The sequence below is a fragment of the Gemmatimonadaceae bacterium genome, assembly GCA_035606695.1.
In the GTDB taxonomy this organism is placed as follows: Bacteria; Gemmatimonadota; Gemmatimonadetes; order Gemmatimonadales; family Gemmatimonadaceae; genus JAQBQB01.
Genome location: DATNEW010000029.1, coordinates 122,480 through 148,412, shown reverse-complemented (window position 1 = coordinate 148,412; position 25,933 = coordinate 122,480). Strand labels below are relative to the sequence as shown.

At 64.2% G+C, this 25,933-nt stretch carries 16 protein-coding genes; 5 read left to right on the top strand and 11 right to left on the bottom strand.

The window, feature by feature from the left end; genetic code table 11:
* Positions 1-2: 2 nt before the first annotated feature.
* Entirely contained in the window at positions 3-8,135 is an 8,133-nt protein-coding gene (locus VN706_15825) for an RHS repeat-associated core domain-containing protein (GenBank protein HXT17111.1), read from the bottom strand.
* 673 nt (positions 8,136-8,808) lie between these two features.
* Between VN706_15825 and VN706_15820 the strand changes: the two genes are divergently transcribed.
* Positions 8,809-9,141, top strand: a complete 333-nt coding sequence (locus tag VN706_15820) for a PadR family transcriptional regulator (protein ID HXT17110.1) — start codon at positions 8,809-8,811, stop codon at positions 9,139-9,141.
* 17 nt (positions 9,142-9,158) lie between these two features.
* Complete coding sequence (locus VN706_15815) at positions 9,159-11,849, top strand: ABC transporter permease (GenBank protein HXT17109.1); 2,691 nt, start codon at positions 9,159-9,161, stop codon at positions 11,847-11,849.
* A gap of 782 nt (positions 11,850-12,631) precedes the next feature.
* Here the strand turns inward: VN706_15815 and VN706_15810 are convergent.
* The 8 genes from VN706_15810 to ftrA form a co-directional block, all read right to left on the bottom strand.
* Positions 12,632-13,060, bottom strand: coding sequence for a hypothetical protein (locus VN706_15810; GenBank protein ID HXT17108.1), 429 nt, complete (start codon positions 13,058-13,060; stop codon positions 12,632-12,634).
* Between the two features lie 83 nt (positions 13,061-13,143).
* The gene (locus VN706_15805; protein ID HXT17107.1) at positions 13,144-14,031 is read right to left on the bottom strand and encodes a metallophosphoesterase; all 888 of its coding nucleotides are present in this window, start codon (positions 14,029-14,031) and stop codon (positions 13,144-13,146) included.
* Positions 14,032-14,343: 312 nt separating this feature from the next.
* On the bottom strand, positions 14,344-16,965 hold the full coding sequence (locus VN706_15800; GenBank protein ID HXT17106.1) for an ABC transporter permease: 2,622 nt from the start codon (positions 16,963-16,965) through the stop codon (positions 14,344-14,346).
* Positions 16,962-17,318, bottom strand: coding sequence for a PadR family transcriptional regulator (locus VN706_15795; GenBank protein HXT17105.1), 357 nt, complete (start codon positions 17,316-17,318; stop codon positions 16,962-16,964). The genes VN706_15800 and VN706_15795 overlap by 4 nt, the downstream gene beginning before the upstream one ends.
* A 180-nt stretch (positions 17,319-17,498) precedes the next feature.
* Positions 17,499-18,851 carry a hypothetical protein gene (locus VN706_15790; protein ID HXT17104.1) on the bottom strand — a complete coding sequence of 451 codons (1,353 nt, stop codon included), beginning with the start codon at positions 18,849-18,851 and terminating at the stop codon, positions 17,499-17,501.
* 155 nt (positions 18,852-19,006) lie between these two features.
* Complete coding sequence (locus VN706_15785) at positions 19,007-21,670, bottom strand: ABC transporter permease (GenBank protein ID HXT17103.1); 2,664 nt, start codon at positions 21,668-21,670, stop codon at positions 19,007-19,009.
* Position 21,671: 1 nt separating this feature from the next.
* On the bottom strand, positions 21,672-22,001 hold the full coding sequence (locus VN706_15780) for a PadR family transcriptional regulator (protein HXT17102.1): 330 nt from the start codon (positions 21,999-22,001) through the stop codon (positions 21,672-21,674).
* A gap of 320 nt (positions 22,002-22,321) precedes the next feature.
* Positions 22,322-23,320 (bottom strand): transcriptional regulator FtrA, encoded by a 999-nt coding sequence (gene ftrA, locus VN706_15775; protein HXT17101.1) that lies wholly within the window; start codon positions 23,318-23,320, stop codon positions 22,322-22,324.
* Between the two features lie 138 nt (positions 23,321-23,458).
* Here ftrA and VN706_15770 point away from each other — a divergent pair, with 138 nt between their 5' ends.
* The gene (locus VN706_15770) at positions 23,459-23,866 is read left to right on the top strand and encodes a rhodanese-like domain-containing protein (protein HXT17100.1); all 408 of its coding nucleotides are present in this window, start codon (positions 23,459-23,461) and stop codon (positions 23,864-23,866) included.
* A 58-nt stretch (positions 23,867-23,924) separates the two neighbouring features.
* Here VN706_15770 and VN706_15765 read toward each other — a convergent pair whose 3' ends face one another.
* The gene (locus VN706_15765) at positions 23,925-24,269 is read right to left on the bottom strand and encodes a hypothetical protein (GenBank protein HXT17099.1); all 345 of its coding nucleotides are present in this window, start codon (positions 24,267-24,269) and stop codon (positions 23,925-23,927) included.
* A 57-nt stretch (positions 24,270-24,326) separates the two neighbouring features.
* Positions 24,327-24,737: a hypothetical protein gene (locus tag VN706_15760; protein ID HXT17098.1), complete on the bottom strand. Its 411-nt coding sequence runs from the start codon at positions 24,735-24,737 to the stop codon at positions 24,327-24,329.
* Positions 24,738-24,812: 75 nt separating this feature from the next.
* Between VN706_15760 and VN706_15755 the strand changes: the two genes are divergently transcribed.
* Together VN706_15755 and VN706_15750 are read left to right on the top strand one after the other, a co-directional pair.
* The gene (locus tag VN706_15755; GenBank protein HXT17097.1) at positions 24,813-25,469 is read left to right on the top strand and encodes a TetR/AcrR family transcriptional regulator; all 657 of its coding nucleotides are present in this window, start codon (positions 24,813-24,815) and stop codon (positions 25,467-25,469) included.
* Positions 25,470-25,555: 86 nt separating this feature from the next.
* A complete protein-coding gene (locus tag VN706_15750; protein HXT17096.1) occupies positions 25,556-25,906 on the top strand; it encodes a PadR family transcriptional regulator in 351 nt (116 codons plus the stop codon).
* Positions 25,907-25,933 lie beyond the last annotated feature (27 nt).

Sequence of the window (25,933 nt, the reverse complement as noted above, 5' to 3'; positions counted from 1 at the left end):
CTCTATTTCTTTGTGATGAGTTGGTTGAGGTACGATCCAGGCGTGGACGCAAGCTGACCCAACTTAAATAATGCTCGCTGCAGAGCTGTCGCGTACGCCTCCCCGGAAAGGCCCTTAGTTGCCGACGAAAGCGCGTCGTAGATCGCTTGATGATACTCTTCCGCGTGAGGTCCTACGTGTCCAACGACCGGAACACGGTTCAAACCATCCTTGAGGGTCATACCTGCCTTTTCAAAAATGGCGCTAAACCGCTCGGTCCACGGACCGCCGTTTCGCTCAGTAAAGCTCTTATCAGTTGCAATGTGGTGCCATTGAGCCTTCGCCGTCTCGATGATGTTTTTGGCTCCCTCAATCCATCGCTCCTTTAGCGCTATTGCTTCTTCCTCAATCACCGGAGCTTCTTCTTCAAAGAATTCTTCGGCTTCTACAAAGCATTGGGGGCACAGGCCGAACGGATCGGAGAGGTTGATGGGATCACCCCGGGCGAAGCCATACAGATTCACTCCGCCTGCCAGCCCTACGGGATCCTCCTGCGTAAACCTCCCAGTCTTCGGATCGTAGTACCGATTCCGCATGTACATCGCGCCCGACGCATCGAGCTGCCCCTGCGCCATGTCGCCGTACCACCCGACGACGGTTAATGCGGTCGGCCGAAGATGACTTAGCCGAAGTTCGGTTCCTGGCCACCGTACATTGGCACAGCCCGGAACTGCGAACGGTAGACCGCAGGTCGAATATTGGCCAAGCGGATTGGTCGTCACATCAACTACGCCGCGCCACGAATAGTGAAGGACGAGCGGTGTCCCATTCCGCAGCATTTCCAACGGTCGATCGATTCCGCCGGCATGCACATACATGACGCTGGCGAATTGATCTCTCACCGTACCGCTTCCACTGTTCTCAGGCGCGTCGAGATTTGCCTCGAGTTGCGTCGAAGACAGCGCATCGCCAGCGGCAGCTCGCAGCTCGTATAGCACTTGAGAGCCGTCCCACACGGTGAGCACGGTCGCGCTCGCACATTGCGCGGCAAGATTCGGATCGAGACGCGCCTGATCGGTACAATACGAATCGCGATGCGTGCGCTTCCACACTCGGCGCCCTAACGCGTCGTAGCGGTACTCCTCGAACGACCCGAAGCCAAGGCTCTTGGCGGCGCCGGTGAGCTGATTGAACGTATCGACGAAACCATCATTGACGGTTCCCCGCTCCGCCGACATGAGTCGTCCGTATGAGTCGTATCCGAAGTCGACGCGCCACGCCCCGTCAATGTGGCGGCGAACGATTTCGTTCGATTGAACCGGCGTGGACTGCCGATACACCTGCCACATCAGATTGCCCGAGGCGTCGTACGCATGCGACAGCGTGTCGAACGACGATCCACCGAGCTGACCAAACACCTGCGAAAGACGATTTGAATTCGCCTCGTACACATAGTCATACGTCTTTGGGCCCGGGCTGCTCTCGGTTCCGTCCTCACGCTTACGCACGAGGTGAGCAAATGCATCGGCCGTCATGTGGAGCGATTCGTCATCGCCCAACGAGAGGAACGACCGGATGACCGCTCCGAGTCCACTGTAAACAAAGTTTCCAGCTTGAACTCCCCCGAGTATCCCGTCTGCCGTTGCAGCTGTGGTACGCCCCGCCGCATCTCGCGCGAATGTATCGCCATGCATGAGCCCAGCCGGTCCAACCTCCACACGCCGAGCTTCGCGTCCGTCCGGATCGTAGTGGTGCGTTTCAACTACTGCGCCTGGCATCACCAGCGAGTCGAGTCGACCGGCCTGGTCATACGTGAAGCGGAACAGGTTCGATTGAGGATCCACGACACCAACCAATGCTCCCGTAAGCCCGTCGTAGCTGTACGTCACGACACTTCCGCCGAGCGTGACGTTTGATGGCTGGTCCTGATAGAGCCGGCGGCCGTCGAGATCGTAGTGATTCACGAGACCGTAGCCGTGACGCATGCTGGTCTCGGCCATATCCGCTGCGTGGACAGCCAACGAGTCTTTTTCTACGAGGCCAGCCGGCGTGTACGTGCGAGTGACTGACGCGAACGCATTCGTCGCGGATATCAGATTGCCCATCGCGTCATAGACGAATTGCTGATGATCGTCGACTGACCCAAACTTGTTGCCAATACGCGGAATCGTTCTAGTCACCATGCGATTCAGCGCGTCATAGTGCATTAGCACGGGAGAACGACCACGGTTGAACGTTGTCGTGACATTTCCTGCCGCGTCATATTCCCAAGACGCGAACTGATCGACCGGAGCGTTCGGATCGCGCTCCGTCACGCGTCGTCCCGCCCCATCGTACGTGTACTGCGTCGAGACCGTACCCACGTGCGCCGAATCGGGATCTGACCAGCGATTTACGGCGACAAGATTCCCTTCCGCGTCAAAGGAGTTCTCGAGACGCAACGCCTGGCCGCCGGCGCTGTCGGCGCTTGTTAACACGCGGTCGAGGAGATCATACGTCACTCGGCCGACACGCCATTGTGTTTGATTGGAATCGATTGGAGTTGTCGTAACATCGATCCGACCGATAGGATCGGTATGGAACGTGGTCGTAAACAGCATCGGGGATCGAGTATATGCGACATTTCCGGTCACGGACTCATATGCTATCGAGTCGACTTGCGCACTCGAATTCCCCGGTTGTTGGATCGTCGAGAGTTGGTGGTTTGCATTGTACGTGAACGTCACCCGACTCATCGCCCCGCGCCCATCCTGCTGCCACATCCGATCGCCGCTCGCAGGATCATACGCGAACGTGTTCATCACGCCCATAGGCGACACGGTCGACGTCACCCGATCCCACTTCGTATCCCACGTGTAGCGCGTGTGCGCATTCACGCCGTCGCCGAGCGGGTCTTCGTCCACCGTCTCGAGCGGGAGCGCGCGTAAGGAGTCATAGCGCGTCATCACGCGATGCCCATTTGGCTGCACGGTCGCCGTCGCGAGCGCTGGCCAGTGAGTGTCCGTGCGCTCGATCTGCGTCGCGTCGCCGTGCGCATTCACGATACGCATCGGCGCACCAAAGGCGTTCACCGCGATGCGCGTCACGACGACCGTGTCGGTGCGTGGTCCGGTGATCGTCGTCCACAGCGCCGACGTATCGACGGGCGCATGCGCGCAGGTGCTCGCACTCGCGGCTTCGGCGACGCAGAACGTCGTCGTGACGTTCTGAATGGCGGCGTCCGCCATGTCGAGCGTCGCGCCCGTCAGCGTCCCGGCGAGCGGATCGTACGAGAAGCTGGTCGTATAGTGGCGACGGTCCGTGCGTGTGCTCAACCGCCCGCCGGCGTCGTAGCTGAACGCAATACTTGTCGTGTCGGGGCCGCGAAACGACAGGATATCCGCCGAACCTGGCGCGTGGACGACTTGCACCACGCGAGGCTGACCGGGAATCGCGGCGGCGTCAACGCGACTCAACAGCGCATGCGCGTTTGCAGTATCCGAATATGTGAATGTGTAATGCTGAAACAGATTGCCCAGTGAGACGGTCGGTAGCGTAATGCCGGTGAGCAATTCCCAATTCGTGTCGTAGTGGAACGTCGTGACGTGGCCCTGCGAGTTGACGGTCGCGACGTGGCGGCCCGTGTTGTCGAAGCGGACGTACGCCCCATTTCTCAGATGGCGAGCGCAGAAACTGCCGCTGCACGTGAGCGTGTCCGGCCGATCGATCGCCGGCTGAACGGTCCACACCGAATCCACGGCGGATTGCGTGTACAGCCGCGTGCTTCCATCGGCGCCAATCCACAATTTCTGCGTTGCCGTGTAGGCGACGAGTTGCTCGAGACCGTCGAGCCACCAGCCGGCGCCGAACGGGCTATCAGTCCGATTGACGACCGCGACCATCCCCGCGTCCTGCTGCTGCAACGGTCCCGTGCTCGTTAGCGCATCCACCGCAATGGTGAAGTGGTAGGCGCCAGTCGTGAGGTGCAGTGCCTTGATGTCCACCGGAACGACGACGCGACGCACACTTTGTCCGTTCCACGACGCGTCCCACGCGAACATCTTCGTGACGGGCGTATGACCATCGATGGTGACGTGCACCGCGATCGAATCCGTCTGGTTGCCGAGTCCGATGGCGACGTCGGCCGGGAACAGGACGATGCCGTCGTGGTGCCGCGAGTCGTAGACGAGCGTGGGCGCATGGGTGCGGCCCATCGTCGTCGTCGCGGGCAGGGTATGCGCGAGTCGGAGATCGCCGCACTCGAGCGCCGCGTCGGCGCCGGCAGCGGCGGTGACACACTCGTCGCGAAGCGTCGCGGCCGCAGCGGGTAGTCGCGACGTCACCGTGATGTCCGTAATCGCGTCGAGCGTCAGCGTCACTCGACCCGTGTCGCTGGTCGCGAAGTTCGTCGCCGATGCCCCAAGGCGCATCGTACCGACGGACGACGCGGCGTTCGACGTACGCACGTGATATTCCACCGAGTCCGTCTGCTGCGGATCGAGGTGCAGCGACGCGCGATCGAGCGAGTCGCAGGTGACGATCGCCGACCCGTCGCACTCGGCCGCCGTGATGACGTCCGCCGCCCGATTGCCGCTGTTGGTGATATAGAAACGCTGATGGAAATCGCGATTGGTGCGGCTGCGCAGCGATGCGCCTTTGGGAGTGACCGCGAGAGCAGCGAACGCGCCGTTGAGCGCGAGGTTGATCGTGACGATCTGCGAGTACGACGCGAAACCGCCGGTGCCGGTCAGGAGGGCGCGAATCACGCCGGATGTGGCACCGGCGCGCACGTCGAAATGAATGCCAACGCCGACGGTCTGATCGACAAAGATGGTGATGTTCCCGCTCGGTCCGCAGTTGGAGGCGATACCGCTGCATTCGAGAATGGTCTCGTTCAGCATCACGCCGACATTGCCGGTGTTCGTGACGGCGTACGAGACGTCGTTCGACACAGCGTTCGGGAAGACGGCCTGGGTCGAGGTGATCGGCGTAACCGCGACCGCCGCGATCGACGCCCGCGTGATCCACGGGGTCGATGCAGAATCCGCGCGGACGATACCGTCCGCACCCAGGTAGCTCACCGTCAGCGTGACGCGGTCCGAGACGCCGACGATGGGCGGCGCTACCACCGTCATGATCTCAGTGGCAGTCTCGCCCGGTTGGATCGTCACGACGCTGTCGGCGTCGCGGATTGAAAACAGGCCGTCAGTATGTGGGGACAGCGTGAACGTCACTTCGGTCGAGTTGCGGTTGGTGACCGAGAATAGTGACAGGCCAACAAACGACGGATCGAGCGCGCCGACGCCGGTGAACCCGCCGTTCGTGACGAGCGGTGCGACCTCGAGCGAAGGAACGATGACGGCACGAGCCGCCGACGCCGCGATTTGTCCGCCATACGGCGACGTATATCGCGCCGCGAGCTTTACGGTGTCGGGGACATCGCGAACCGTCGGCGTGGTGTACGACACGACGGCCCGCTGCGACGCACCCGCGGCGACGCTCAACGTCGCCGGCGTCACGGTGCAGTTGCCGAACGCACCGCACGTTGGTGCAAGTGCATACGCGGCAGTGAAACTGCCGGTGTTCGTGACCGTGAACGTGTCGACCGCGGTGATTGCAGGCGCGACGCGGTGGAGGAACGACTGCGCGCGCACGGCCGGCTGAAACAACGTGAGGGGGGCGGACCACCCGATCGTGACGGAACGAGTGACCGTGTGTCCGGTGGTGTCGACCGCCGTCACATCCAGCGTCTGATCCCACGGCAGGAGCGTCACCGGGAATGTTTCGGTCCAGTGGGACGCGCAACCGGCCACCTGTCGCGTGAGGAATCCATTCGGAAGACGTTGTCCGTGCCACGTTGCGCTGACGGACGTGATCTGATCGTCCGGATCACACGCGTCGATCACGATCGTCGCGGCCGGCGAGGTAACGATCGTGCCGTTCGGCGGTGTCACCGTGATCTGCGGCGGCAGCAGCGCACCAGTCACGGCCCGGAACGATTGACTACTCGAGTCTGTCGAATACGCACTCGAGTACTTCGCTCGAGCCGCGATTGTCATTCCCGCACCAACCACTGCCGGCGACGTGTAGGTAAACGGAATCGTCGCGGTCTGCCTGGCACCGACGCTGATTGTTTGCGTCGCCGGCCCAGCGCATGATCCGGGGCACGGCACGCCTATGCTGTACTGCGCCGTATGCCATCCCGGATTCGTGATGCGGAACGTGTCCGTGACAACGGTGTTGATCGGAACACGTGTGTCTGCGTGCGGCGCGATCCCCGGTGCGTGATCGCTGGCGTCGTCGTAGAAATACCACTGCGCGTATTCGACGGGGTGAATGCCGTCCGTGACATCCAGAACGATCCAGTCAGCGCCGGAAAACGATTGCGGAAATACGACGTGCTTCGACGTCAGGCACCCAGGCACGTGCGTCACCGTCACGATCCCACCCGGTTGAACTGCACCGTTGTGCGTGAGTACCGGCGTGCCGACGGTCCCGTCCGGGTCGCACACGTCCACGACGAGCGACGTGAGATTCGTGAAGACCGACGGTGTCGCGCCGTCGCTCGACGGCGAGACGGTCATGATCGGCGGGCTGACGTCGGCGCCCACGATCTTGATGATGGCGGAGTCCGGCGGCGATGGATTGGCGACGCCGGCGGGTCCCGTGACGCGCACGACGATTTGCCCCGGTCCCGACGCACTGACGTCGTAAAAGACTGTTACTGCCTGATTCGACGCGAACACCGACGAACCGTTCGGCAGGGTGCAGTTTGTGGCCGTGCCGGTGCAGACGACGCTCAGCGCGAACGTGCCGCTCGACGTGCCGGTGTTATTGACGAACGCCTGCACCCACTGATGCGAGCCCGCGGGGAGCGTCGTCGGTGTCGTCATCTTCGGCGTCACCGACAGCACGTAGGTATCGGGCACCGAGACCGTGATGTTCTCTCCGATGGCCTTCTGAATCGTCGTACCGTGCCACGATACGAGAAAGATGAGCGTCGCACTGCTGTTCTGCGCGGCAGCTCCGTACTGCACGGGAACGCGGAGCACCTGACCCGGATTGAGCGTGACATTAAAAGTCTGCTCATCCGTGAAGTCGAAATCACCGACGGGATGTGGATCGTCGATGGGCGACCCGCTGGTTCCCGCCCAGACGGTGTAAGTGACGGGAGCGATCGCGGTGTTCCGCACCGTGAACGTGTCGACGTACGATTGCCCGGGCACGGCGAGCAGGAACGTCCGTGGCGCCGTGAGGATCGGCGTGATGTCCTGCGTATCGTCATAGCTGAGCGCCCAAGAGCCACTCGCGCCGTGTCCAGCGCCGTCCGTGACGCTCGCGGTGATGGTGTTAGCGCCGCGCCACAATGGCGGCGAGTGAAAATCCGCCTGCATCGCCGTGGCACAGTTCGCGACGGAGATCGCGTAGTACGCCGTCGGCGAAATACCAGAACCATTGAGCGTGAAGCTCGGCCCGTTCAAGGTTCCGTCCGGCGAGCAGATCGAGATGGAGAATCCGTTGATGGCTGACGTCAGTTGGACGCTGGGTGACGGAGATATCGATAGCGTGGGCGGACGAACCGACGCGGTCGTGACGGTGACAGTGCCGGAATCGTTGATGCCGGTGGACGCGTCCGTCGCACGGAGAGAGATCGTCGTCGACAACCCGAGAGCGCCCGAGACATAATTGACGCTGACGTTCGATGCGCCGCCGGGCCCGAGGGTGATCGTGGACGGCGATGCCGTGCAGCCGCTCGCGGCAAACGTCCCGCAATTGGGGACGAGGTTGAACGTCCCCGCCGATGAGCCACCGTTCGTGACGGTGAACGCCTCGCTTCTCGCGTTCGACGGAGCGATCGCCGCCGAAATGCCTTTGGGAGAGACCGCCGGGTAGCTGGGCGCGATGATCGTGGCGTCCCAAACGACTTCGTTGTCCGCGTCCAGGCTCGGATGGAGCGTGACGGCGTACGGGACACCGTCGAGCGTGAACGATACGGTGCCGCTGACTGGCGGGAACGGCTTTAGGCCGAGCTCGAAGGTGATGTAATCCGTTCCCTGGGGAGCAAGGTTGCTCAAGCCGAACGGAAAACAGAACGTGAACTGTCGCCAGTCCGTTGGCCACGTGATGACGCGGGTCTCGAGATACGGCCCGCAGCTATAGTTTGCGATTGGGACCAAAACGGCCTGATTCGTCGTGTTTCGAAATCCGACCGTCAGATACGCAACCGGCGTGGCCGGATAATCAGCATCGAAGTCTGTGTAAACGGTCGCCGAGACTGGCACGACGCGCTGCGCGCAGAGCGGTCGTGGGCGGAGACCGAGGAGTACCGCGCACACGATGAGCGCGCGTCCAAAACGAGCTGCGATGCAGGCGACCGACACAGGCGGGCTCCGGGGTGGGAGTGAGGGAGGCCACCCTTAAAAGCAATGCGCGGTCCAGGCCGGACCGCGCATGTAAATTCAGGTATTATCGATATTTAACCTGATGAAACGGCGCGCAGGGTCACCCCGATTCGCACCGATGTCGCGCGAATTCGCGCGACAAGAACGCGAATCGCACCCCTCGACACCCATCGCTTCATCGCTGAAGTAGCGGCGCCACAGGTAATCCCTCAGAAGCGGGATGCCAACCTGCATCCCGTGCGTTTGCGTCGCGACGGCGAGGCTCGTAGCCAACCGGGAGTGAAAGCCGCGTTCATCTGGAACCTTCTTTCGACTCCAGACTCAGTAGAGACCATATGCCCGCCAAGAGTGCTTCACTCATTGAAGGACGCCCTGACGCACACGGGGTCTTGTCAAACCATTCTTGCCCTCGTAGTGTCTTATAGGTAAGACCATTACCTATAAGACCATGCCCCATCCGCCGCTCGATCTCCTCCACGGTACCGTCGATCTTCTCGTGCTCCGCACCCTCGCCTGGGAGCGGATGCACGGCTACGGCATCGGCCAGTTCGTCAAGGCGCGCACCGACGGCGCCATCGCGATCGACAGCGCGGCGCTGTATCAGGCGCTCCACCGGCTCGAAAAGCGGAAGCTCGTTCGCGCTTCGTGGGGCGTCAGCGAAACCAACCGGCGCGCCCGGTTCTACGAGCTCACCGCCGCCGGCCGCACCGCGCTCAAGGCACAGTCGAGCGACCTCCGCGCGTACGTCGCGGCACTCTATCGCGTTCTCGACGCCCGCTGACCACGCGGAAAGTCATCATGCGACCCATACGACCCATTCGCTGGTTCCTTCGGCTGCCCCGGTCCGCCGCGCGCATCCGGACCGACATCGACGAGGAGATCGCGTTCGACATCGACATGCGCGCGCGCGATCTCGTCCGACAGGGCGTCGACGCGCGTGAGGCGCACGCCCGCGCCGCGCAGGAATTCGGCGACCTGGACGCCACCCGACGGTACTGTGAGGACATCGACATGCAGACTGAAGCCGACGCGCGCCGGAGCAACATGCTCGAAGACCTGCGCGCCGATCTCACGATCGCGCTCCGCGGCATGCGCCGCACGCCGGTGTTCGCGGCGGTCGTCCTGCTGACGCTGGCGCTGGGAATCGGTGCGAATACGGCCGTGTTTTCGGTCGTCCGCCGTGTATTGATCGCGCCGCTTCCGTTTCGCGCGCCCGAACAACTCTATCGTCTCTACACCACGCCCGCGGCGACCGACGGCGACAACGACAAGCTGTCGCTCGTCGAGCTTCAGGAGCTTGCGGCGCAGAGCCGGTCGCTCGCCGGCCTCACGCTCTTCGGAAGCTACCAGGGCGTCACGTACTCCGACGATCGCACGACGGATGCGTGGCAGTCCGTATCGGTCGCGCCGAGCTTCTTCGACGTGCTCGGCGTCCGCCCAGCGCTCGGTCGCACGTTCCGAAGCGATGACTTTGCCCAGGGCGCGTCACCGGTCGTGATGATCACGTATCAAATTTGGCAGCGCACGTTCGGCGGCGATCAGAAAATCGTCAATTCCAGCGTTCAGCTGAACGGCAAACCGTTCACCGTGATCGGCGTGCTCCCCGAATATTTCGTCGGGCCGACGTTCAACGCCGACATGCTCCTCCCATTCGACGTCGACGCCGGCCTGCGGCGGACGCAATTCGCCAGATCGCGTGCTTGGCGCTCCGTGGCACGGCTCAAGCCCGGAGTATCTATGGCGCAGTGGCGAAGCGAGTTGGCGATTATCCGGCAGCGCATTCAAGCCGCGCACCCGGAGATTCGGAACGCCGGTGTGGTGCTTCCCACACCGCTGCACGAAGCCATCGTCGGCGGAGCGGGATCGGTGCTGCGCCTCGTGATGGGCGGGGCGCTCATCGTGTTGCTCGCCGCATGCGCGAACATCGCCGGACTCTTTCTGTCGCGCTCGGCCGCGCGTCGCCGCGAGCTCGGCATTCGCACTGCGCTGGGCGCCGGGCGCGGACGTCTCATCCGCCAAACTCTCGCCGAAACACTTCTATATGGGATCGCCGGTGGGGCGATCGGCGTCGTGCTCGGCGCGCTTCTCAAGGCGTCGCTGCTGCGCCTGGCCGGTCCGATGCTGCCCAAGCTCGGTGAGGTTCACATAGACGCGGGCGTGCTGTTGTTCGCGCTCGGCGCATCGGTGGCCTCGGGCGTGATATTCGGGGCGGTTCCGGCACTCGCCGCGACTCGCGTCGATGTGCGCGAAACGCTCGGTGATACCGCGGCGCGTGCGTCGTCGCGTGGCGCGGCTTCCGCCCGCGCGTCGAGCGTCCTCGTGTCGGCACAGGTCGCGCTCGCCGTGGCGCTCGTGGTGGGCGCGAGTCTGTTCGTGCGGACCTTCCGGACGTTGCTGGACACGGATCTCGGATACGAGATGTCGAATCATCAGGCGGCGTTCGTTCTCAACCCCGGCCCGCAATATCGCGATCCAGGATCACGCAGCGCGTTCATCGATGCGTTCGTGCGACGCGTACGCGCGCTACCGGGCGTGACCGCCGTCGGATACACGGTGACCAACCCGTGGAATGGCTCGTGGATTTCGCCGCACTTCCAAATCGAAGGCCGATCGATGGATCAAAACGACCGGCCGAGTGCCGTGCTGGCGACCGCGTCGTCCGAGTACTTTGCCGCCATGGGAATGGCCGTGCGCACCGGCCGCGGCTTCAACGCCGGCGACTCGCCGACGAGCGCGCCTGTCGTGGTGATCAGCGAAGCGTTGGCCAAGCACTACTGGCCCAACTCGAGTCCCATCGGCGCGCGGATCCGATTGCCTGACTTCTACGCGCAAAGTCCTGGGGACACGCTGCTCTTCCGCGAGATCGTCGGTGTCGTCGCCGACGTGCGACAGGATGCGATGTCCGCTGCCTCGGCGACGATCTATTTGTCGTCCGAGCAGATACAGATTGGCGCAGGATCGTTCGTGGTCCGCACGCGCGGCGACGTCGCACCCGTACTGCCGCTGATAACCGGCGCCGCTCGCGCACTCAATTCGAAGGCGTTGATGCTCGCGCCTCGCACGCTGCGCGACGTGCTCTCCGGCATCGTGCGCCGTCAGAACGTCGCGATGACGCTGACGGGCCTGTTCGCCGTGCTCACGGTGCTGCTCGCCGGATTGGGCGTGTACGGTATCATGGCGTACAACGTGTTCTCTCGCACGCGGGAATTCGGCATTCGCTCGGCGCTCGGTGCATCGCGTGGCGCTGTGTTGAGGCTCGTCTTGCGCGCGGGCTTGGCGACGACGGCGCTCGGTCTGGTCGCCGGCGTATTGCTCGCTGCCGGGCTAGCCCAGTTCGCCGCTTCGATGCTCGCTGGCGTGACGGCACACGATCCAGCGTCATATGCGGCGGCGGTCGTAGTCGTAGGCGCTGTGGGTTTGGTAGCGTGCGCACTGCCGGCGCGCGCCGCCACGCGCGTGGAACCCGTCGAGGCATTGCGGCTGGAATGACCTGTCGCGTTCAAATCGGAGTTCACGAGCCAAGCCTTTGATCGATCGGCGCACGGGCGCGGGATCACGGTCCACTTCAATCGGCCCGGCAGAGCGATCGAGAACTGCTACGTCGAGCGCTTCAACGGCCGGCTCCGCGGCGGGTGTCTCACCGAGAGCGAGACGGGCCTGTTGCTCACACCTTCAACCGCATCCGATCGACAGGAATAGCTGGATCAAGAATAGGGGTCACGTCAGTAGACCCTCAGCGTCCGATGCAGTGCGCTGTCGACGCAGTGATGGGGCGCCGCCGTCATCATGCCGGTGGCGCCCCATCGCACGGCGAGATCGTCCGCAGCGTTCAAGGAGAATTGACGACGACCCTAAGTGAATCTGACAAGGTTTGAGAACCTTGCACGAGCTGGACAACGATTTCAGTAATGCCGGGGCGCCGTGTGAAGACAAGGCCCGACGTGCTCGCTGTTGCAATTGTCGAATCCCGGCTGATGAACCCGAGCGGCGTATCGGCGGTTAGTGGCTGTCCCGAAACGTCGCGGGCCACGACTGACAACTGCGCCGGATTCCCGGGCGCAATGAGCAGCCCTGTCTTTGGATCAGGCTGCGTGATTGCGATTGAAGCTACCAAATCAGGTGCGGTGGAGGCGCTGGACCCGCACCCGCCGAGGGTGGCGACACTCGCGACGGCGGCCGCCCCTCTGAAGACACGACCAAACACCGTCACTCCCTCGCCAACAAGGTCACCATCCACGCCGGTGTTCTACAGGACAACCGCGACGCAACGTCTACTGCGCGACGTAGACCTGGGTTTCAATCGGCGTGCTCGCTGCGGTGGTGACGTGATGTCGTACTACGAGCTGGGTCCCGCGCAACGTCGCCGTATCGACCGCGGCAAACGGAGTCAACGGCGTTAGCACGAGCGTGTCGCCGCTTCGCACGACGCGGTCAAAGCCGACGTGGCCGACAGCCACCGGGTCGCCGTTTGGATTCGCGGGCTTCGTCAGGTCATTGACCTCTGCGCTGTCGCTGCCGATGAGGACAATACTTCCCGAGACGATGGTGGAGTTTGTGGAGGGCTCGGTGAACGGCAACGGAGTGCCGTTGATCGATGACAGTGTATAGGTCGTTACCGAGAGCGGCGGAGCCGTCGCGCTACCGCAGCCCATCGCTGCCACCACCGCAATGATGGCTCTTACGTCAGTGAGAGATTTCATGGTTCGCCGTCGCGCATTTTACGCGCCGCGCGGAACGTCTGAATCGCCGAACGTGACTGCCGCCGAGGCTCCTTTGCTCGAGGCTACGGCCCCGGTTCCAGCGTGAACACCGTCACCTCCGGCGCCGCATGTATCCGCGCCGGAACGATGCTGAACCCAATTCCGCGCGTCACGTACACGGCATTCCCCGCCTGCCCGCGGTCGCGCTGCCACCCTTCGACACCCATCGCTTCATCGCTGAAGTGGTGGTGCCACAGGTAATCGCTCAGGAACGGGATGCCGAGCTGCATGCCGTGCGTGTGCGCCGCGACGGCGAAGGGTGCCTGACCGGCCGGAATCTTCACGAACGAGTCGGGATCGTGCATGAACACGATCCGCGGTGCGCTCGGCGGTACTGTGCCGAGCACGGACTCGACGTCATCGTTGTTCGCCCACTTCTCGCCGATGCCGACGAGATACAGCGAATCACCCGGCGACACCGGCGTCCCCGGCTGTGTCAGCGCGTGTGCGGCGTTGTCCATCACTTCCACGCCGGCGATCGTCAGCGCCGCGCGCACGCGGTGCGCGACGTAATTCTCCTGATTCGAGTGTTCGTTCATCAACGAATAGTCATGGTTGCCGAGCACCGCGTAGATGGGAATGCTGTCGCGAAGAATCGGCTGGAGGAGCTCGACGACTTCCTTCATCTGCTCGTCGACGCTCGAGTCGGCGTTGTACACGAAGTCGCCGGCGATCAGCACGAACGCCGGGTGCACGTCGACCACCTTCCCCACCGCTCGGCGCACGGCATCGCGGTTCGCCCACCACATTCCCACCTGCATGTCGGCGAACACGGCGAACTGCTTCCCCCGCCACGCCGCGGGCAGGCCGGGAATGCGAGCCTCTTCATTATTACGAATGACGAAACGCGGCTCGACGGCCGTCCCGTAGACGGTGATCGCCGTGAGCAGCTTCAACAGAGTCCACCACATTGCGCAACGCTCCGGTTTGAGCGCGAGCGTCGCAAGCGGCGTGCTGAATCGTTCGAGGTTTGCGGTTCGGCCGAAAACACTGCCCCGCGCCGCGGCGTGTGGGACCTATGGCTCCTTGCCGAACGCTGGCTTCGGGACGACGAACCCTCGCTGTTTCGTTGCCCTTCTACCGCTGGTCATTGACCGCGGCGCGGCCTATTCCGAGGTATCCCGGAGGTTTAGAGAATTGGAAATACGGCCGGACCACGGCAGCGGATCGGTGCATTCCCGCCACTCGCACACAACAGCTCGAGAGCGTCGAGACTCACGCGCTCAGTCATTCCGGAGTGCCGTCATCGGATCAACGCGCACGGCTCGGCGCGTCGGCGCGAAGCCGGCGATCAACGCCACCAGCAACAGAACGCCCGCAACAGCCAGCATTGTCGCGGGATCGGTAGGCGTGACTTCAAAGAGTGATTTCTGAAGCACGCGCGTAACGGCCAACGCCCCAATTAGTCCGAGCGCCAACCCAGGAACCACGAGCGCAAGCATCCGACGTGTAACGACGCGAATGACGTCCTGCGACATCGCGCCAAGCGCCACGCGAACGCCCAGCTCGTGCATCCGCGCGGCGACGTCGTACGCCAGCACGCCGTACGTTCCGACGGCGGCGAGCAACAACGCGAGCGCCGAGAAGATCGTCACGAGCTGCGTCTCGAAGCGCGAGTCGGCGATCGATGCGGAGGCGATGTCGTCCATCGACTGGACATTGCGCACGGCCACGACCGGGTTGAGCTCGTGGACGATCGCGCGCACGGTCGGCGTCAGCTCCTCCGCGGACCGTGCGGAGCGCATCACGAACGTGACGTCGTTGGAGATGAACGGCATGTCGGTGGCCTGCGACAGCGGAACGTATTGCGCGCGGTCGCGCCCCTGCGTCAGGCCCTGTTCCACGACGTCGTCGACGACGCCGACGATCGTCTTCCAATCGCCAGGCTGGGGATTTTCTTCCTCCGTGAGGCGCTGTCCAATCGCGCCGCGTCCATCGGAGGGCCAGAAACGTCGCGCGATCGAGCGGGTCACGATCGTCACCGGCAGCGACGATGCGTTGTCGGCGCTGTTGAAGTCGCGGCCGGCAAATAACCGAATCCCCATCGTGCCGAAATATTCGGGCGCGACGACGATCTTATGGACGTCGTACCCCTTGGGGACAGAGCTGATCCCGTCGATGCGGAGATCGCCGATGAGGTGGGGCGGCCTGATTGGAAGCACGTTCACGAGCGACGCCGTCCCAACTCCGGGCACCCGCCGCACGCGATCGAGGACCTGCGCCTCGAACGTGTGAAGATCGGTGGGTGTCGGAAACGCCGCGGGCGAGAGGATCGTGCGGAAAGTCACGATGCCGCTCGAGTGAAATCCGGTGTCGACCGCGCGCAGGCGCGTGAAACTCTTGAGCAGCAGTCCGGCGCCGCTCAACAGCACGATGGCCAGCGAGAGCTGTGCGACCACGAAGACGCGGCGGATCCGGTCGTGGCTTCCGGCGACCGTGCGTCCCGACGTCGAGAGCGCTTCGCGCGGATCGCGCCGCGTGCTCGCGAGCGCCGGAAAGATCCCGCACACCAAACCGGCGATGAGCGACACACCGAACGCAGCGCCAAGCACACGCCAATCCACGGTGATCTCCTGGGCACGCGGGATCCGGCCAGGGGGCGCGACTGCGATGAGCACGCGGACGCCCCACTTCGCAAGCACGATTCCCGCCGCGCCGCCAATGCAGGCGACGAGGGCACTCTCCGTCACGAGTTGTCGGACGATGCGCGCACGTCCAGCGCCGAGCGCCGCGCGGACGCCGATCTCATGCCGGCGCGTCGACGCGCGGATGAGCAGCAGGTTGACGACGTTCGCACATGCGATCAGCAGTACAAAGAACACGGCGCCACTGAAGATCCAGAGTGTGGGCTTCGCGCGCGCGACGAGCAAATCGACCATTGGACGAACGTCCGTGATGTGCGTGCCCGGCTTTTCGTCTGCCGTTGACGGCAACCGCGGGAGCATCGACGCCAACTCGCGACGCGCCGCCTCAATCGTCGTTCCAGCGGAGAGCCGAGCGATGACCGCCCGATCGATGAAATTGTTCGGTGTGGGCTTGATGGCGAGCGGCGTCCAGAACGCCACGCCGTGCGGCAGATCAAAGATCGGCGGCATCACGCCGATCACCGTGTACGCCAGGCCGTTCAACGTAATCGAGGTGCCGAGCACGGAACGCGCGCCGCCGAAGCGCTCGCGCCACAACTGGTCGCTCAATAGCACGACGTGATTGTTCCCAGGCTCTTCTTCCTCCGCCGTGAACGAGCGTCCGATGACCGGAGAGACGCCGAGGGTGGCCGGGAGACTCGCCGTGACCTGTCCTGCGTTGAGTGGCTCCGCGTCACCGTTGCCGGTGAGCGTCATCTGGCTTCCCGCAAAGGTGGCGATCGACGTGAACGCGCGCGGCGGCGTCGCCCGCAATTCGGCGAACGTGTGATCGCTCAGGTTGTGCGGGCTGTTCGGACCTGCGTCCACGGACCGATGCGAGAGCATGACCAACTGCTCGGGATGCGCGAACGGCAGCGGCGCGAGCAGCGCACCGTTCACGACGGTGAACATGGCGGTGTTGGCACCGATGCCAAGGGCAAAGGTGGCAACGGCGACCGCGGCGAACGTCGGCGAACGACGCAGACCGCGCGCCGCATACCGCGCGTCGCGAACGAATGCGTCCCACGACGCGCCGCCCCACATCTCGCGCGTCACTTCGGCGACGTGCGTCGTGTTGCCGAACTCGCGGCGCGCATTGTCGCGCGCCGCCGACGGCGATTCGCCGCGCTCGATGCGCTGGGCCGCGGCCATGTCGAGATGCGCCTGGAGCTCTTCGGCAAGCTCCATCTCACGCGCACGACGTCGCCACGGCCATGTCATGATTCGTTCTCCGCGATGGCCGGGTTCAGAATGCCGGCAATCGCCTGCGTCATCCGCTCCCACTTCGTGCGCTCGACGATGAGCCGTTTGCGCCCGGCCGCGGTGAGCCGATAGACGCGAACGCGTTGGCCTTTGTCGGACCGGTCCCACTTCGCATCGATGAGCTTGGCGCGCTCGAGACGATGCAGCGCCGGGTAGAGCGATCCGGTGTCGACCTGCAGCGTTTCGTTCGAGTGGGCGCGAATCATCTGCGCGACACCGAAGCCGTGCTGCGGTCCCCAGCGAAGCGTTTGGAGGATGATGAAGTCGAGCGTCCCCTGGAGCAGCTCGATGCGTGATTGTCCGCCGGACATTGGGTGACCCGCGCGCGAAAGGTGTAGGCGCTCTACAGCAAGCTGAAGAATGTCTACACCCTGCCGTGCCGCGCGTCAAGCGTGCTCGTGAACCGTCCCGGCTTCAATCACCGAGCGCGCGCCGAGGCGTTTCGTCATCTCCTTGATGCGTGCGACACCTTCGTCGCCGCGCGACGTAGCCTAGAGCGACTTCAGGTACTCGACGAGGTCATGCTTCTGCTGCGGGGAAAGGCCCAGCTTGAAGAATGTGTCATAGTGATTGACGACGTCGTCGAGCGTGGCGAAGCGCCCATCGTGGTAGAAGCCGCCCTTCTCCTTCACGAACAAGCCTTTGAGCGGCGTCGTGCGGTAGCGATCGTCCGGCGACCGGCTCGCCTGGAAGTCGTCGATGCCGATTTCCGCGGCGGTGTGCATCGGCCACCCCGGCTCCGCGAACAGCGGCGGAACATGACAGCGCGCGCATGTCCCCTGGCCGTTGAAGATCGCGCGGCCTCGATCGGCCGCCGCGTGGTCATAGCTGTTCTTCGGCGGCGCCGGCGCCGGAATCGACATCTGATAGTAGTGCAGCGCCGCCAGGTGCGGCGTCACTTGATCGGGCGTCGCGTTCACGTCGTACATGTGCGTCTTCTGGGCAATCGGATACTTCTTCGGATCATTCAGTCGCGGATCGTAGAAGCGTCCGCGGCCGTGCATCTGCGTCACGGCAACGTACGCGTTCCAGTGCGTGATCGAGCCCCAGCCCGTATACGTGTGGAGGTTGATCCCCTGGAGGCCGAACGCGGCCGGCAGGAGCGTCGCCGCCGACTTGCCGTCGGGCCGGAACGCCTTTCCGTCGTGGATCAACTCCGCATCGTATTTTCCCGGACCCCAGCTTCGTAACACTTTTCTGATCGTCTCCGCATCGAGCCCGAGCGCCTGCTCGAAGGGCGTGAGGCGCGGCGCCATCGCGACGATCGCGCCGACGTTGAGATCGCGGTTTGGCCAGCCGTCCAGCCGATTGCCGATGCCTTTCGTGAGCGCGTCGTTCACCGTCGAGTGACACAGCGCGCAGGTGATACCGACGCGCGTCGGCCGCAATCCGCCGTTGTCATAGAATGCTTTGACACCGACGACGGCATCCGCCTTCAGCAGCTCGAGCGTCGTCTGCACTTCGTCGAGACTCGCCGAGCCGCCGCGGATTGCGTCGGCCGTGATTTTGGGCAAGTGGTCGATATCGACTTTGAGACCGACGTCGAGCGCCTGCCGCGGCGTCAGACCGGGGCCGACGCCGCCATGGCGACTGCCGGCGATCGCCAGCTGCAACTGTAGCGTATCGCTCCAGAAATACTCGTCGCCGAACGTCTCGTGGCGAAAGACTTTCCGGCCTTCGTCGAGCATCGACGAGGCGTTGTGATCGATGTCGTCGGTGAAGCTGTTCGGTTGCGTACGAACGGCCGCGTTCTGTGGAACGCCTTGCGTGCTCAGATGCGCGCAGGCGAACATGCCTCCGGCGAATACCAAAATGCTAACGAGCGAAGCCGACAGCTTGTGCATGGGCGTACCCGGCGCGAGGTATGAACCTGACGAGCAGTGCGGCGCCTGCTTCGGCAAGGCATATACCAAGGCTGAGCTGTGGAAAAGAATTCCGCGCTGTGGCAGGGGAATTCAGACTACCTCGCGGTCCGTTTCGTCGACGCACTCGATGAGAATTACTGAAGGCCGAGCGCCGCGCGCGGGTCGAGCCTCGAGGCACGGATGGCCGGAACCAGGCACGCGAGCAGCCCGGTGACGGCAAGCACCAGCGCCGTTCCTCCATAAACTTCCGGATCCGTCGATCCAGTCTCGAACAACAACTGCGACAGCGCGCCCACGACGAACAGCGAGAGACAGGCCCCGAGTACGATGCCCGTGCCGACGAGCAAGCCGCCCCGTTTCAGGACGTCGACCAACACGTCGCCGCGGCGCGCACCCAACGCCATCCGAATGCCGAACTCCTTCGTCCGTTGCTGCATGACGTACGACACCACGCCGTAAATCCCGAGGCCGCACAACAGCAGAGCCAGAACCGCAAAGCCGGTCATCAGCAACGCCGCGTAGGTTCGGCGCTCGATCGATTGCGCGATCACCTCGCGCATGGGGCGGATGCGCTCCACCGGTTGATTGGGATAGAGCGACTGAATCCGCGCGCGCGCGCTTTCGGCCAACGAGACCGGGTCGGCCGCCGCGCCGCGAATATAGAGTTGCATCGAGTTCAACACGTGATACGTCTCGTCCTGCGTGTACGGCATGTACACGGCCGGGCCGGGACGTGCATCGACGGAGCGCTGCCGCAGGTCCGGCACAATGCCAACGATCTCACGCATGCGCGGCTCGCCGGTCGCGCGGCCGCCCAGCGACAGATAGCTCACGCCGATGCGCTTGCCGATTGGATTCTGCCCGGGGAAGAGGCGCGCCGCGCCTTCGCTGTTGATGATCACGACAGGCGGACGATCGGCGTCGTCGAGGTTCGTGAAGAACCGTCCGTGAACCAGCCCCACGCCGAGCGATTTGAAGTAGTCCGCGCTGATCCAGCACGCCTCGGTCGACGGCTCGCGGCCCGGGACATTGAGGCGGTCGGCGAACTTGATGATGGCGGTATTCACCCGCATCGACGGCATGCAATCCGAGAGCGCCGCGGACGTCGCCCCGGGAACGTTCGCCGCCGCGTCGAGCACGTTCCGCCAGAACGGATACCCTTCGCGATTATCGTAGTTGGTGCGCAGGTACGCGGTCGCCGTTTGTTCCGGCCGATATCCCAGCGGCACCGACTGGATTCGCATGAAGCTGCGCACCAGCAGCCCCGCGCACACCGTCAGCACGACCGCGCACGCGATCTCGGCGACGATCAAGCCGCCGAACGGTCGTTGTGCGCGGCCCGTCTCCGTGCGCGAGCCGCGGAATGCTCCGGCCAGGTCGAGCTTCAGCAGCGTACCCGGAATCACGGTGAATATGCCGCTGCTCAACACGACGATCGCGAGACTCACCGCGATCGCCGCGCCATTCAGCGCGAGTCCGTCCATGCGCGGGAGCGACGCGGCGGCGAATCCGCGGATCATGCCGATCGTCAACGCGCCGACAAGGAGACCCAGCACACCACCTGCTCCGCTGAGCAACACGCCTTCGACCAGGAGTTGGCGCCGAATGCGCGCGCGACTGGCGCCGAGGCCCAGCCGGACGGCGAGCTCCGGAGCTCGTTTGATGGAATGCGCGAGCAGCATCGCCGCCGTATTGAGCAGCGTCACGAGCAGCACCAGCGCCACCGCCGCCATCATGATGTCGAGCTGGCGCGCAATCGGACCAACGACCACCTCCCGCAATCCCGTCAGCTGCGCCGCCACGTCAGCCGGTTCGCCGTCGGCGCGGCGCAGGATCGCCGTCAGCTCCTGCTCGGCGACTCGTGGATCGACGCCGGGCTTCAGCCGGCCGACGACATCGAGGAACTTGTTCGCCCGCCAGTTCATGAAGTCCCAGCTCGGCTCGGTGGCGAGCTTGAGCCACAGGTCGACGTCGGAATAGAGATCCGGCATGGGTGGCATGACTCCCACGATCACCGACGGCCCGTCTTCGACGTGAATCACGCGTCCGATGACGTGCGGGTCACCACCAAGCTGGTCTTTCCAGAACTTGTATGAGACGAGGAGTGTGCTGTTGTTCAGATCGTTGAATTCGGCGGGCAGGAACGTGCGTCCCAGGAGAGGTCGAACGCCGAGGACGTCGAAGAACGCCTGCGTGGGCGACGCACAATTCACGACGCACGGTTGACCGTCGCCCGTCAACACCTCGGCGAACCGCGGAATGACCGCGGCGACACCGGTGAAGACCGTGTTCTGCGCGCGGACGTCGCGGAAGTCGGGACCGGACATGGCGCGGCGAGCGTTGCCGAGGGTCCGGGCGTGCGACGTGACCATGTAGAGCCGGTCGGCATTCGGCAACTGTATCGGCGCGATCAGCACCCGATCGAAGACGCTGAACATCGCGGCATTGAGCCCGAGCCCCACACCGAGCATCAGGACCACGACCGTCGTGAAGCCGGGACTGCGCCGAAACAGTCGAAGACCGTACCGAATGTCCTGCACGACCGATTCGACCGACGGAAACAGTTCCTGGTTTCGCGCCTCTTCCTTCAGATAGGTGCGATTGCCGAAGAGCCGCCGGGCTTCGCGCTGCACCTGTTCGGGCGGCATCCCTCGCGCAGCCAGCAGCTCGGCGCGCATGGCGAGGTGCGACTGGACCTCGGCGTCGACGTCGTCTTCGATTCGGCTGGTGCGGAAGACCGCGAACAGTCGCGTCGAGACGGACCGCAGGCGACGGATGAGGTCACGCGGCGCGTTCATCTCACGAGTACCGCAGGAGGGCGGTGACGCCCGCAACGACCTCCGCCCAGCTGCGCTCTTCGCGGGCCAGCTGCCGGCGGCCGGCGGCGGTGAGCCGGTAGTACTTCGCCCGACGGTTGTTCTCGGTGGGCTTCCATTCGGAGGCGATCCAGCCGTCCTGCTCAATGCGGCGCAGGGCCGGGTAGAGCGAGCCTTCCTGGACGCGCAGCGTGTTGCTGGAGACCTGCTGGATGTGCAGCGCGATACCAAAGCCGTGCATCTCACTCAACTGCGCGAGCGTCTTGAGGACCAGTAAGTCGAGGGTGCCCTGCAGCGCATCGTTGCGTGCCATGGCGAACACTCGACCGCCGTCCCCTAGATGTCAAGGGGAGCGTCGCCGCGCCGGGGAAGCGGCGGAACTAGTCCTCCTGCCGCGGCGTGGAAGTCTGGCCTGGGAGCCTTGAGCCGGATTAGACCACGCCCCGCGCCCCTCAATCACTGCAGAGGAGCATTGAGAGCTTCGTTTGCCCTTCTACCGCCGGTGCCTGAACGTAGCGAAGCCGGCGCGCATCATTTCGGACAGCCACGTTGCCCTTCGTTGTTGGCAGAGATGCACGCACGCGTTGGATCGATAGGGGCTCTGGCGGATCAGGGGTTCATCGCTCTTCGAGCTCACGTCATGGCTCGGCCGGTGTGGAAGCGCGCACGGTACGCCGCCGGATTCATGTGCACGCGCCGCCGAAAATGATGGCGTAGCGTCGCGACGGACCCGAACCCGCAGTCGTCCGCAATGCGTTCCACCGATCGGCGCGACGTCTCCAGCAGATCCTTCGCGCGCGCGACTCGTAAGCCGATGAGCCATTCGCCTGGGCTTACGCCGGCGGTTTCCACAAATCGGCGCGTCAGAGTGCGAGCGCTCATGTGCGCCTGTCGCGCCATACGGTCGATCGGCAGCGACTCGTGAAGATGGAGTTGCACCCAATCGAAGAGTGTCGCCAACCACGGGCGATCCTCGTCGCCAACCGGCGCCGGAATGAACTGCGCCTGTCCACCTTCGCGATGCGGCGCCATCAGCAGCCGCCGAGCGACCGCGTTTGCGACCTTGGCGCCGTGATCGCGGCGGACAAGATGCATGCACAGATCGATGCCGGCCGCGCTCCCTGCCGACGTGAGGACTGAGCCCTCGTCGACGTAGAGCACATCCGGATCGACCTGGATTTTCGGAAACGCCTGGCGAAGCAGGTGCGCGTCCCGCCAATGGGCCGTCGCGCGGCGGCCATCGAGCAACCCGGTCGCGGCGAGCACGAAGACGCCCGAGCAGATCGACGCCAGTCGCGCGCCGCGGCGATGCGCGGCGACGAGCGCATCGAGCAGTGCACGTGGCGGCGTCTCATTCAGGTCGCGCCATCCAGGAAGAATGATCGTGTCCGCCCGCTTGAGCACCTCGAGCCCAGCACGCGGTACCAGCTTGATACCCCCGGTCGCGGAAAGCGGAGGGCGCTCGGCAGCACACACGACGAACTCGTACCAGTGCGGCATCTCCGGCCGCGAGAGGCCGAAGAACTCGACCGCGATGCCGAATTCGAACGTGCAGAGGCGATCGTACACGACGGCGGCGACGACGTGTCGGCGGCGCGGCCGGTTGGCTCGTGCGGAGGCGGATTTGCGCATGGTTTCCGCGGAAAGGGGCGTGGCGGAATATTGACGATGATTGGCGTTTCAGCCACTGTCGCCGCGCGCACCGGCCGCGCAGAATGCCGGCAGTGTCCGACCGCGCATCCGCTCACACGCCACTTGGTGCCCATTCCGATGCCCACGCTTCCAACATCGTCGCCCGTCACCGATATCCCGGCCGCACCGCCGGATATCGCGCGCGAACACTTCGCTCGGCTCCTGACGCTGGAGACCGACTGCTGGGACGTGCGCGCCGCGATGCGAAGCGCGACACCCGGATTCGTGTTGCTCGACGTGCGCGGTCCGAGCGACTATACCACCGGACACCTCCCAGGCGCGATCAACCTGCCGCACCGCACGATCAACGAACGCTCATTGGCCGAGTACTCGCCCGATACGTTGTTCGTGGTCTACTGCAACGGACCGCAGTGCAATGGCGCCGATCGCGCCGCGCATCGGTTGGCGTCGCTGGGGCGGCCGGTCAAGAAAATGATCGGCGGCGTCGAAGGATGGAACGACGAAGGCTTCGACTTGGAGCAATGAGCCCCGAAAGTGGCCCCGCCGAAAAAGCACACGGGGCCAGCGGCGCTCGACTCGCTGTTCAGCCCGACATCCCCGGCAGTGAAAGGAATTCCAGAATTTGAATGTCGGCATCGCCCGGTGTGTGCAGATGCGGGTGCTGCGCGAATCGTCGCGAGACGTCGTCGATCGAGTCGCCCTGAACGATCGAGTAGCCGGTGATTCGCGACGTGCCGCGCGTCGTGCCGCTGCGGGTCACCAGCGCGACGTCTCCGAGCGGGCTTCCTCCGTCGACGAGCGCGCCCTCGTTTTGCTTCATCCAGCCCATCCACGCCGCCATACCTGCTTTCGCCTGCTCGGGCGTGGCGTTCGCCATCTGCGCGCTCGCCGAGATTGGCGACTGATACAGCACGAGAAATTTCTTCATGACGGTTGCTCCGGATCCAGTGAAAAAAAAGTACGGCCGTTCGGCCCGTCGCAGCATTCAGCCACCTAGTGGAGAAGCCGGGGGAAGCGAGGCGCCGATACGGCGCTTGTTCGTGGCGCGGACCAGTGCGACGATGAAGCACGCGCCCAGGACCGTGTGAATCACAAAGGCAGGTGCGACCGCGAGGCCGGCTCCGAGCGCCGCCGTCCGCGCCGCGACGGCGAACGAGAGCACCTGGGTCACGAGATTGCCGACCAGCACCGCGACGAGGCCTTGACCCTCCGCGCGGCGGGCAAACCAATTGATTGTGCCGAGGCCAAAGAGGGTCGCTCCGTGCGCTTGGGCGACGGTCGCCAGCATTGGGGTGAGCGCGATGCCCGTCGGCGCATAGAATTGAGTAGGCGCCAGGACCAGCATGAGACCGATCAACCACGCGAGCACGGCCGCTATCCCGAGAAACAGCTTCATGGCCCGATCCGGAGAGAGGTGGACCATTATACATACCAACTGGTATGTTAGCGCAAGTCCCTGTGGTACGAAGCCATGACGCCGCAACGAAAACCACGGAAGGTGCGGAAGGTGCGGAAGGTGCGGACGGCGCGAAGGTCCCGCGATCGGGAGGCAACGCGCGCCCGCCTGCTCGCGGCGGGATTCGACGAGGTCTACCAGCACGGATTCCAGGCCGCGAGCGTGGATGACATGCTGCGCCGGCTCGACCTGACGAAAGGCGCATTCTTCCACCACTTCGAGAGCAAGCTCGAGTTCGGCTATGCGCTCGTTGACGAAGTCGTTGCCGAGATGATTCGTGCGCAATGGGTGATGCCGCTCGCCACCGCCGACGATCCGCTGACGATCATCGGTGATGCGTTCGAGGGAGGCGCGCGAGCGCTCGCCGCGGCGCCGGTGAACCTTGGCTGCCCGCTCAACAACCTGGCGCAGGAGATGTCACCGCTCGACGACGGGTTCCGTCTTCGCACGCAACAGGTATTCGAGCTGTGGATGCAGACCTATGAGCTCGCATTGCGGCGGGGCCAGGCGAGCGGCACGGTGAGCGCCGCGATCGACCCGCAGGCTGCGGCGTTCGCGCTCGTCGCCGAGATCGAAGGCATCTTGAGTCTGTCGAAAAACTCGCAGGATCCACGTGCACTCACCATCGGCGCGCGGAACTTGAGGCGGCGCCTGGATGCCATGCGCCCGTGACGCCGCCGTCGACCGCGTAGCATCCTCCCCTTGACTTCCTATGGAAGCGTCCCCATGTTGCTTCCACATAGACTTCCTATGGAAGAATGCCAGACAACGCCAAGAACATCGAAGTTCTCCGCGGCACACTCGATCTGCTCATCCTCAAAGCAGTGAGCTGGGGCCCCACGCACGGCTACGGCGTCGCTCGCTGGATCGAGCAGGCCACCGCCGACGTCCTGCAAATCGAGGAGGGCTCGCTGTACCCCGCGCTTCACCGGCTCCAGTCCCGCGGGTGGATCGCCGCGGAATGGGGAACGTCGGAGAACAACCGGCGGGCTCGGTTCTACACGCTCACCACCAAGGGACGCGCGCAGCTGCGCGCGGAAGCGGCGACGTGGACGCGATTCGCCCGCGCCGTGTTCGCCGCCCTCGAGGCACCGCCGCATCCGGTGTGATCGCGCACGCGCCGTCATGCGTGTTTG

Bases quoted from the DNA above. Each gene is read 5' to 3' on its own strand.
- VN706_15755 (HXT17097.1), top strand. From the start codon at position 24,813: ATGACGCCGCAACGAAAACCACGGAAGGTGCGGAAGGTGCGGAAGGTG.
- VN706_15765 (HXT17099.1), bottom strand. From the start codon at position 24,269: ATGAAGAAATTTCTCGTGCTGTATCAGTCGCCAATCTCGGCGAGCGCG.
- VN706_15770 (HXT17100.1), top strand. From the start codon at position 23,459: ATGCCCACGCTTCCAACATCGTCGCCCGTCACCGATATCCCGGCCGCA.
- VN706_15750 (HXT17096.1), top strand. From the start codon at position 25,556: ATGCCAGACAACGCCAAGAACATCGAAGTTCTCCGCGGCACACTCGAT.
- VN706_15820 (HXT17110.1), top strand. From the start codon at position 8,809: ATGCCCCATCCGCCGCTCGATCTCCTCCACGGTACCGTCGATCTTCTC.
- VN706_15805 (HXT17107.1), bottom strand. From the start codon at position 14,031: ATGTGGTGGACTCTGTTGAAGCTGCTCACGGCGATCACCGTCTACGGG.
- VN706_15785 (HXT17103.1), bottom strand. From the start codon at position 21,670: ATGAACGCGCCGCGTGACCTCATCCGTCGCCTGCGGTCCGTCTCGACG.
- VN706_15815 (HXT17109.1), top strand. From the start codon at position 9,159: ATGCGACCCATACGACCCATTCGCTGGTTCCTTCGGCTGCCCCGGTCC.
- VN706_15780 (HXT17102.1), bottom strand. From the start codon at position 22,001: ATGGCACGCAACGATGCGCTGCAGGGCACCCTCGACTTACTGGTCCTC.
- ftrA (HXT17101.1), bottom strand. From the start codon at position 23,320: ATGCGCAAATCCGCCTCCGCACGAGCCAACCGGCCGCGCCGCCGACAC.
- VN706_15795 (HXT17105.1), bottom strand. From the start codon at position 17,318: ATGTCCGGCGGACAATCACGCATCGAGCTGCTCCAGGGGACGCTCGAC.
- VN706_15760 (HXT17098.1), bottom strand. From the start codon at position 24,737: ATGAAGCTGTTTCTCGGGATAGCGGCCGTGCTCGCGTGGTTGATCGGT.
- VN706_15810 (HXT17108.1), bottom strand. From the start codon at position 13,060: ATGAAATCTCTCACTGACGTAAGAGCCATCATTGCGGTGGTGGCAGCG.
- VN706_15800 (HXT17106.1), bottom strand. From the start codon at position 16,965: ATGACATGGCCGTGGCGACGTCGTGCGCGTGAGATGGAGCTTGCCGAA.
- VN706_15790 (HXT17104.1), bottom strand. From the start codon at position 18,851: ATGCACAAGCTGTCGGCTTCGCTCGTTAGCATTTTGGTATTCGCCGGA.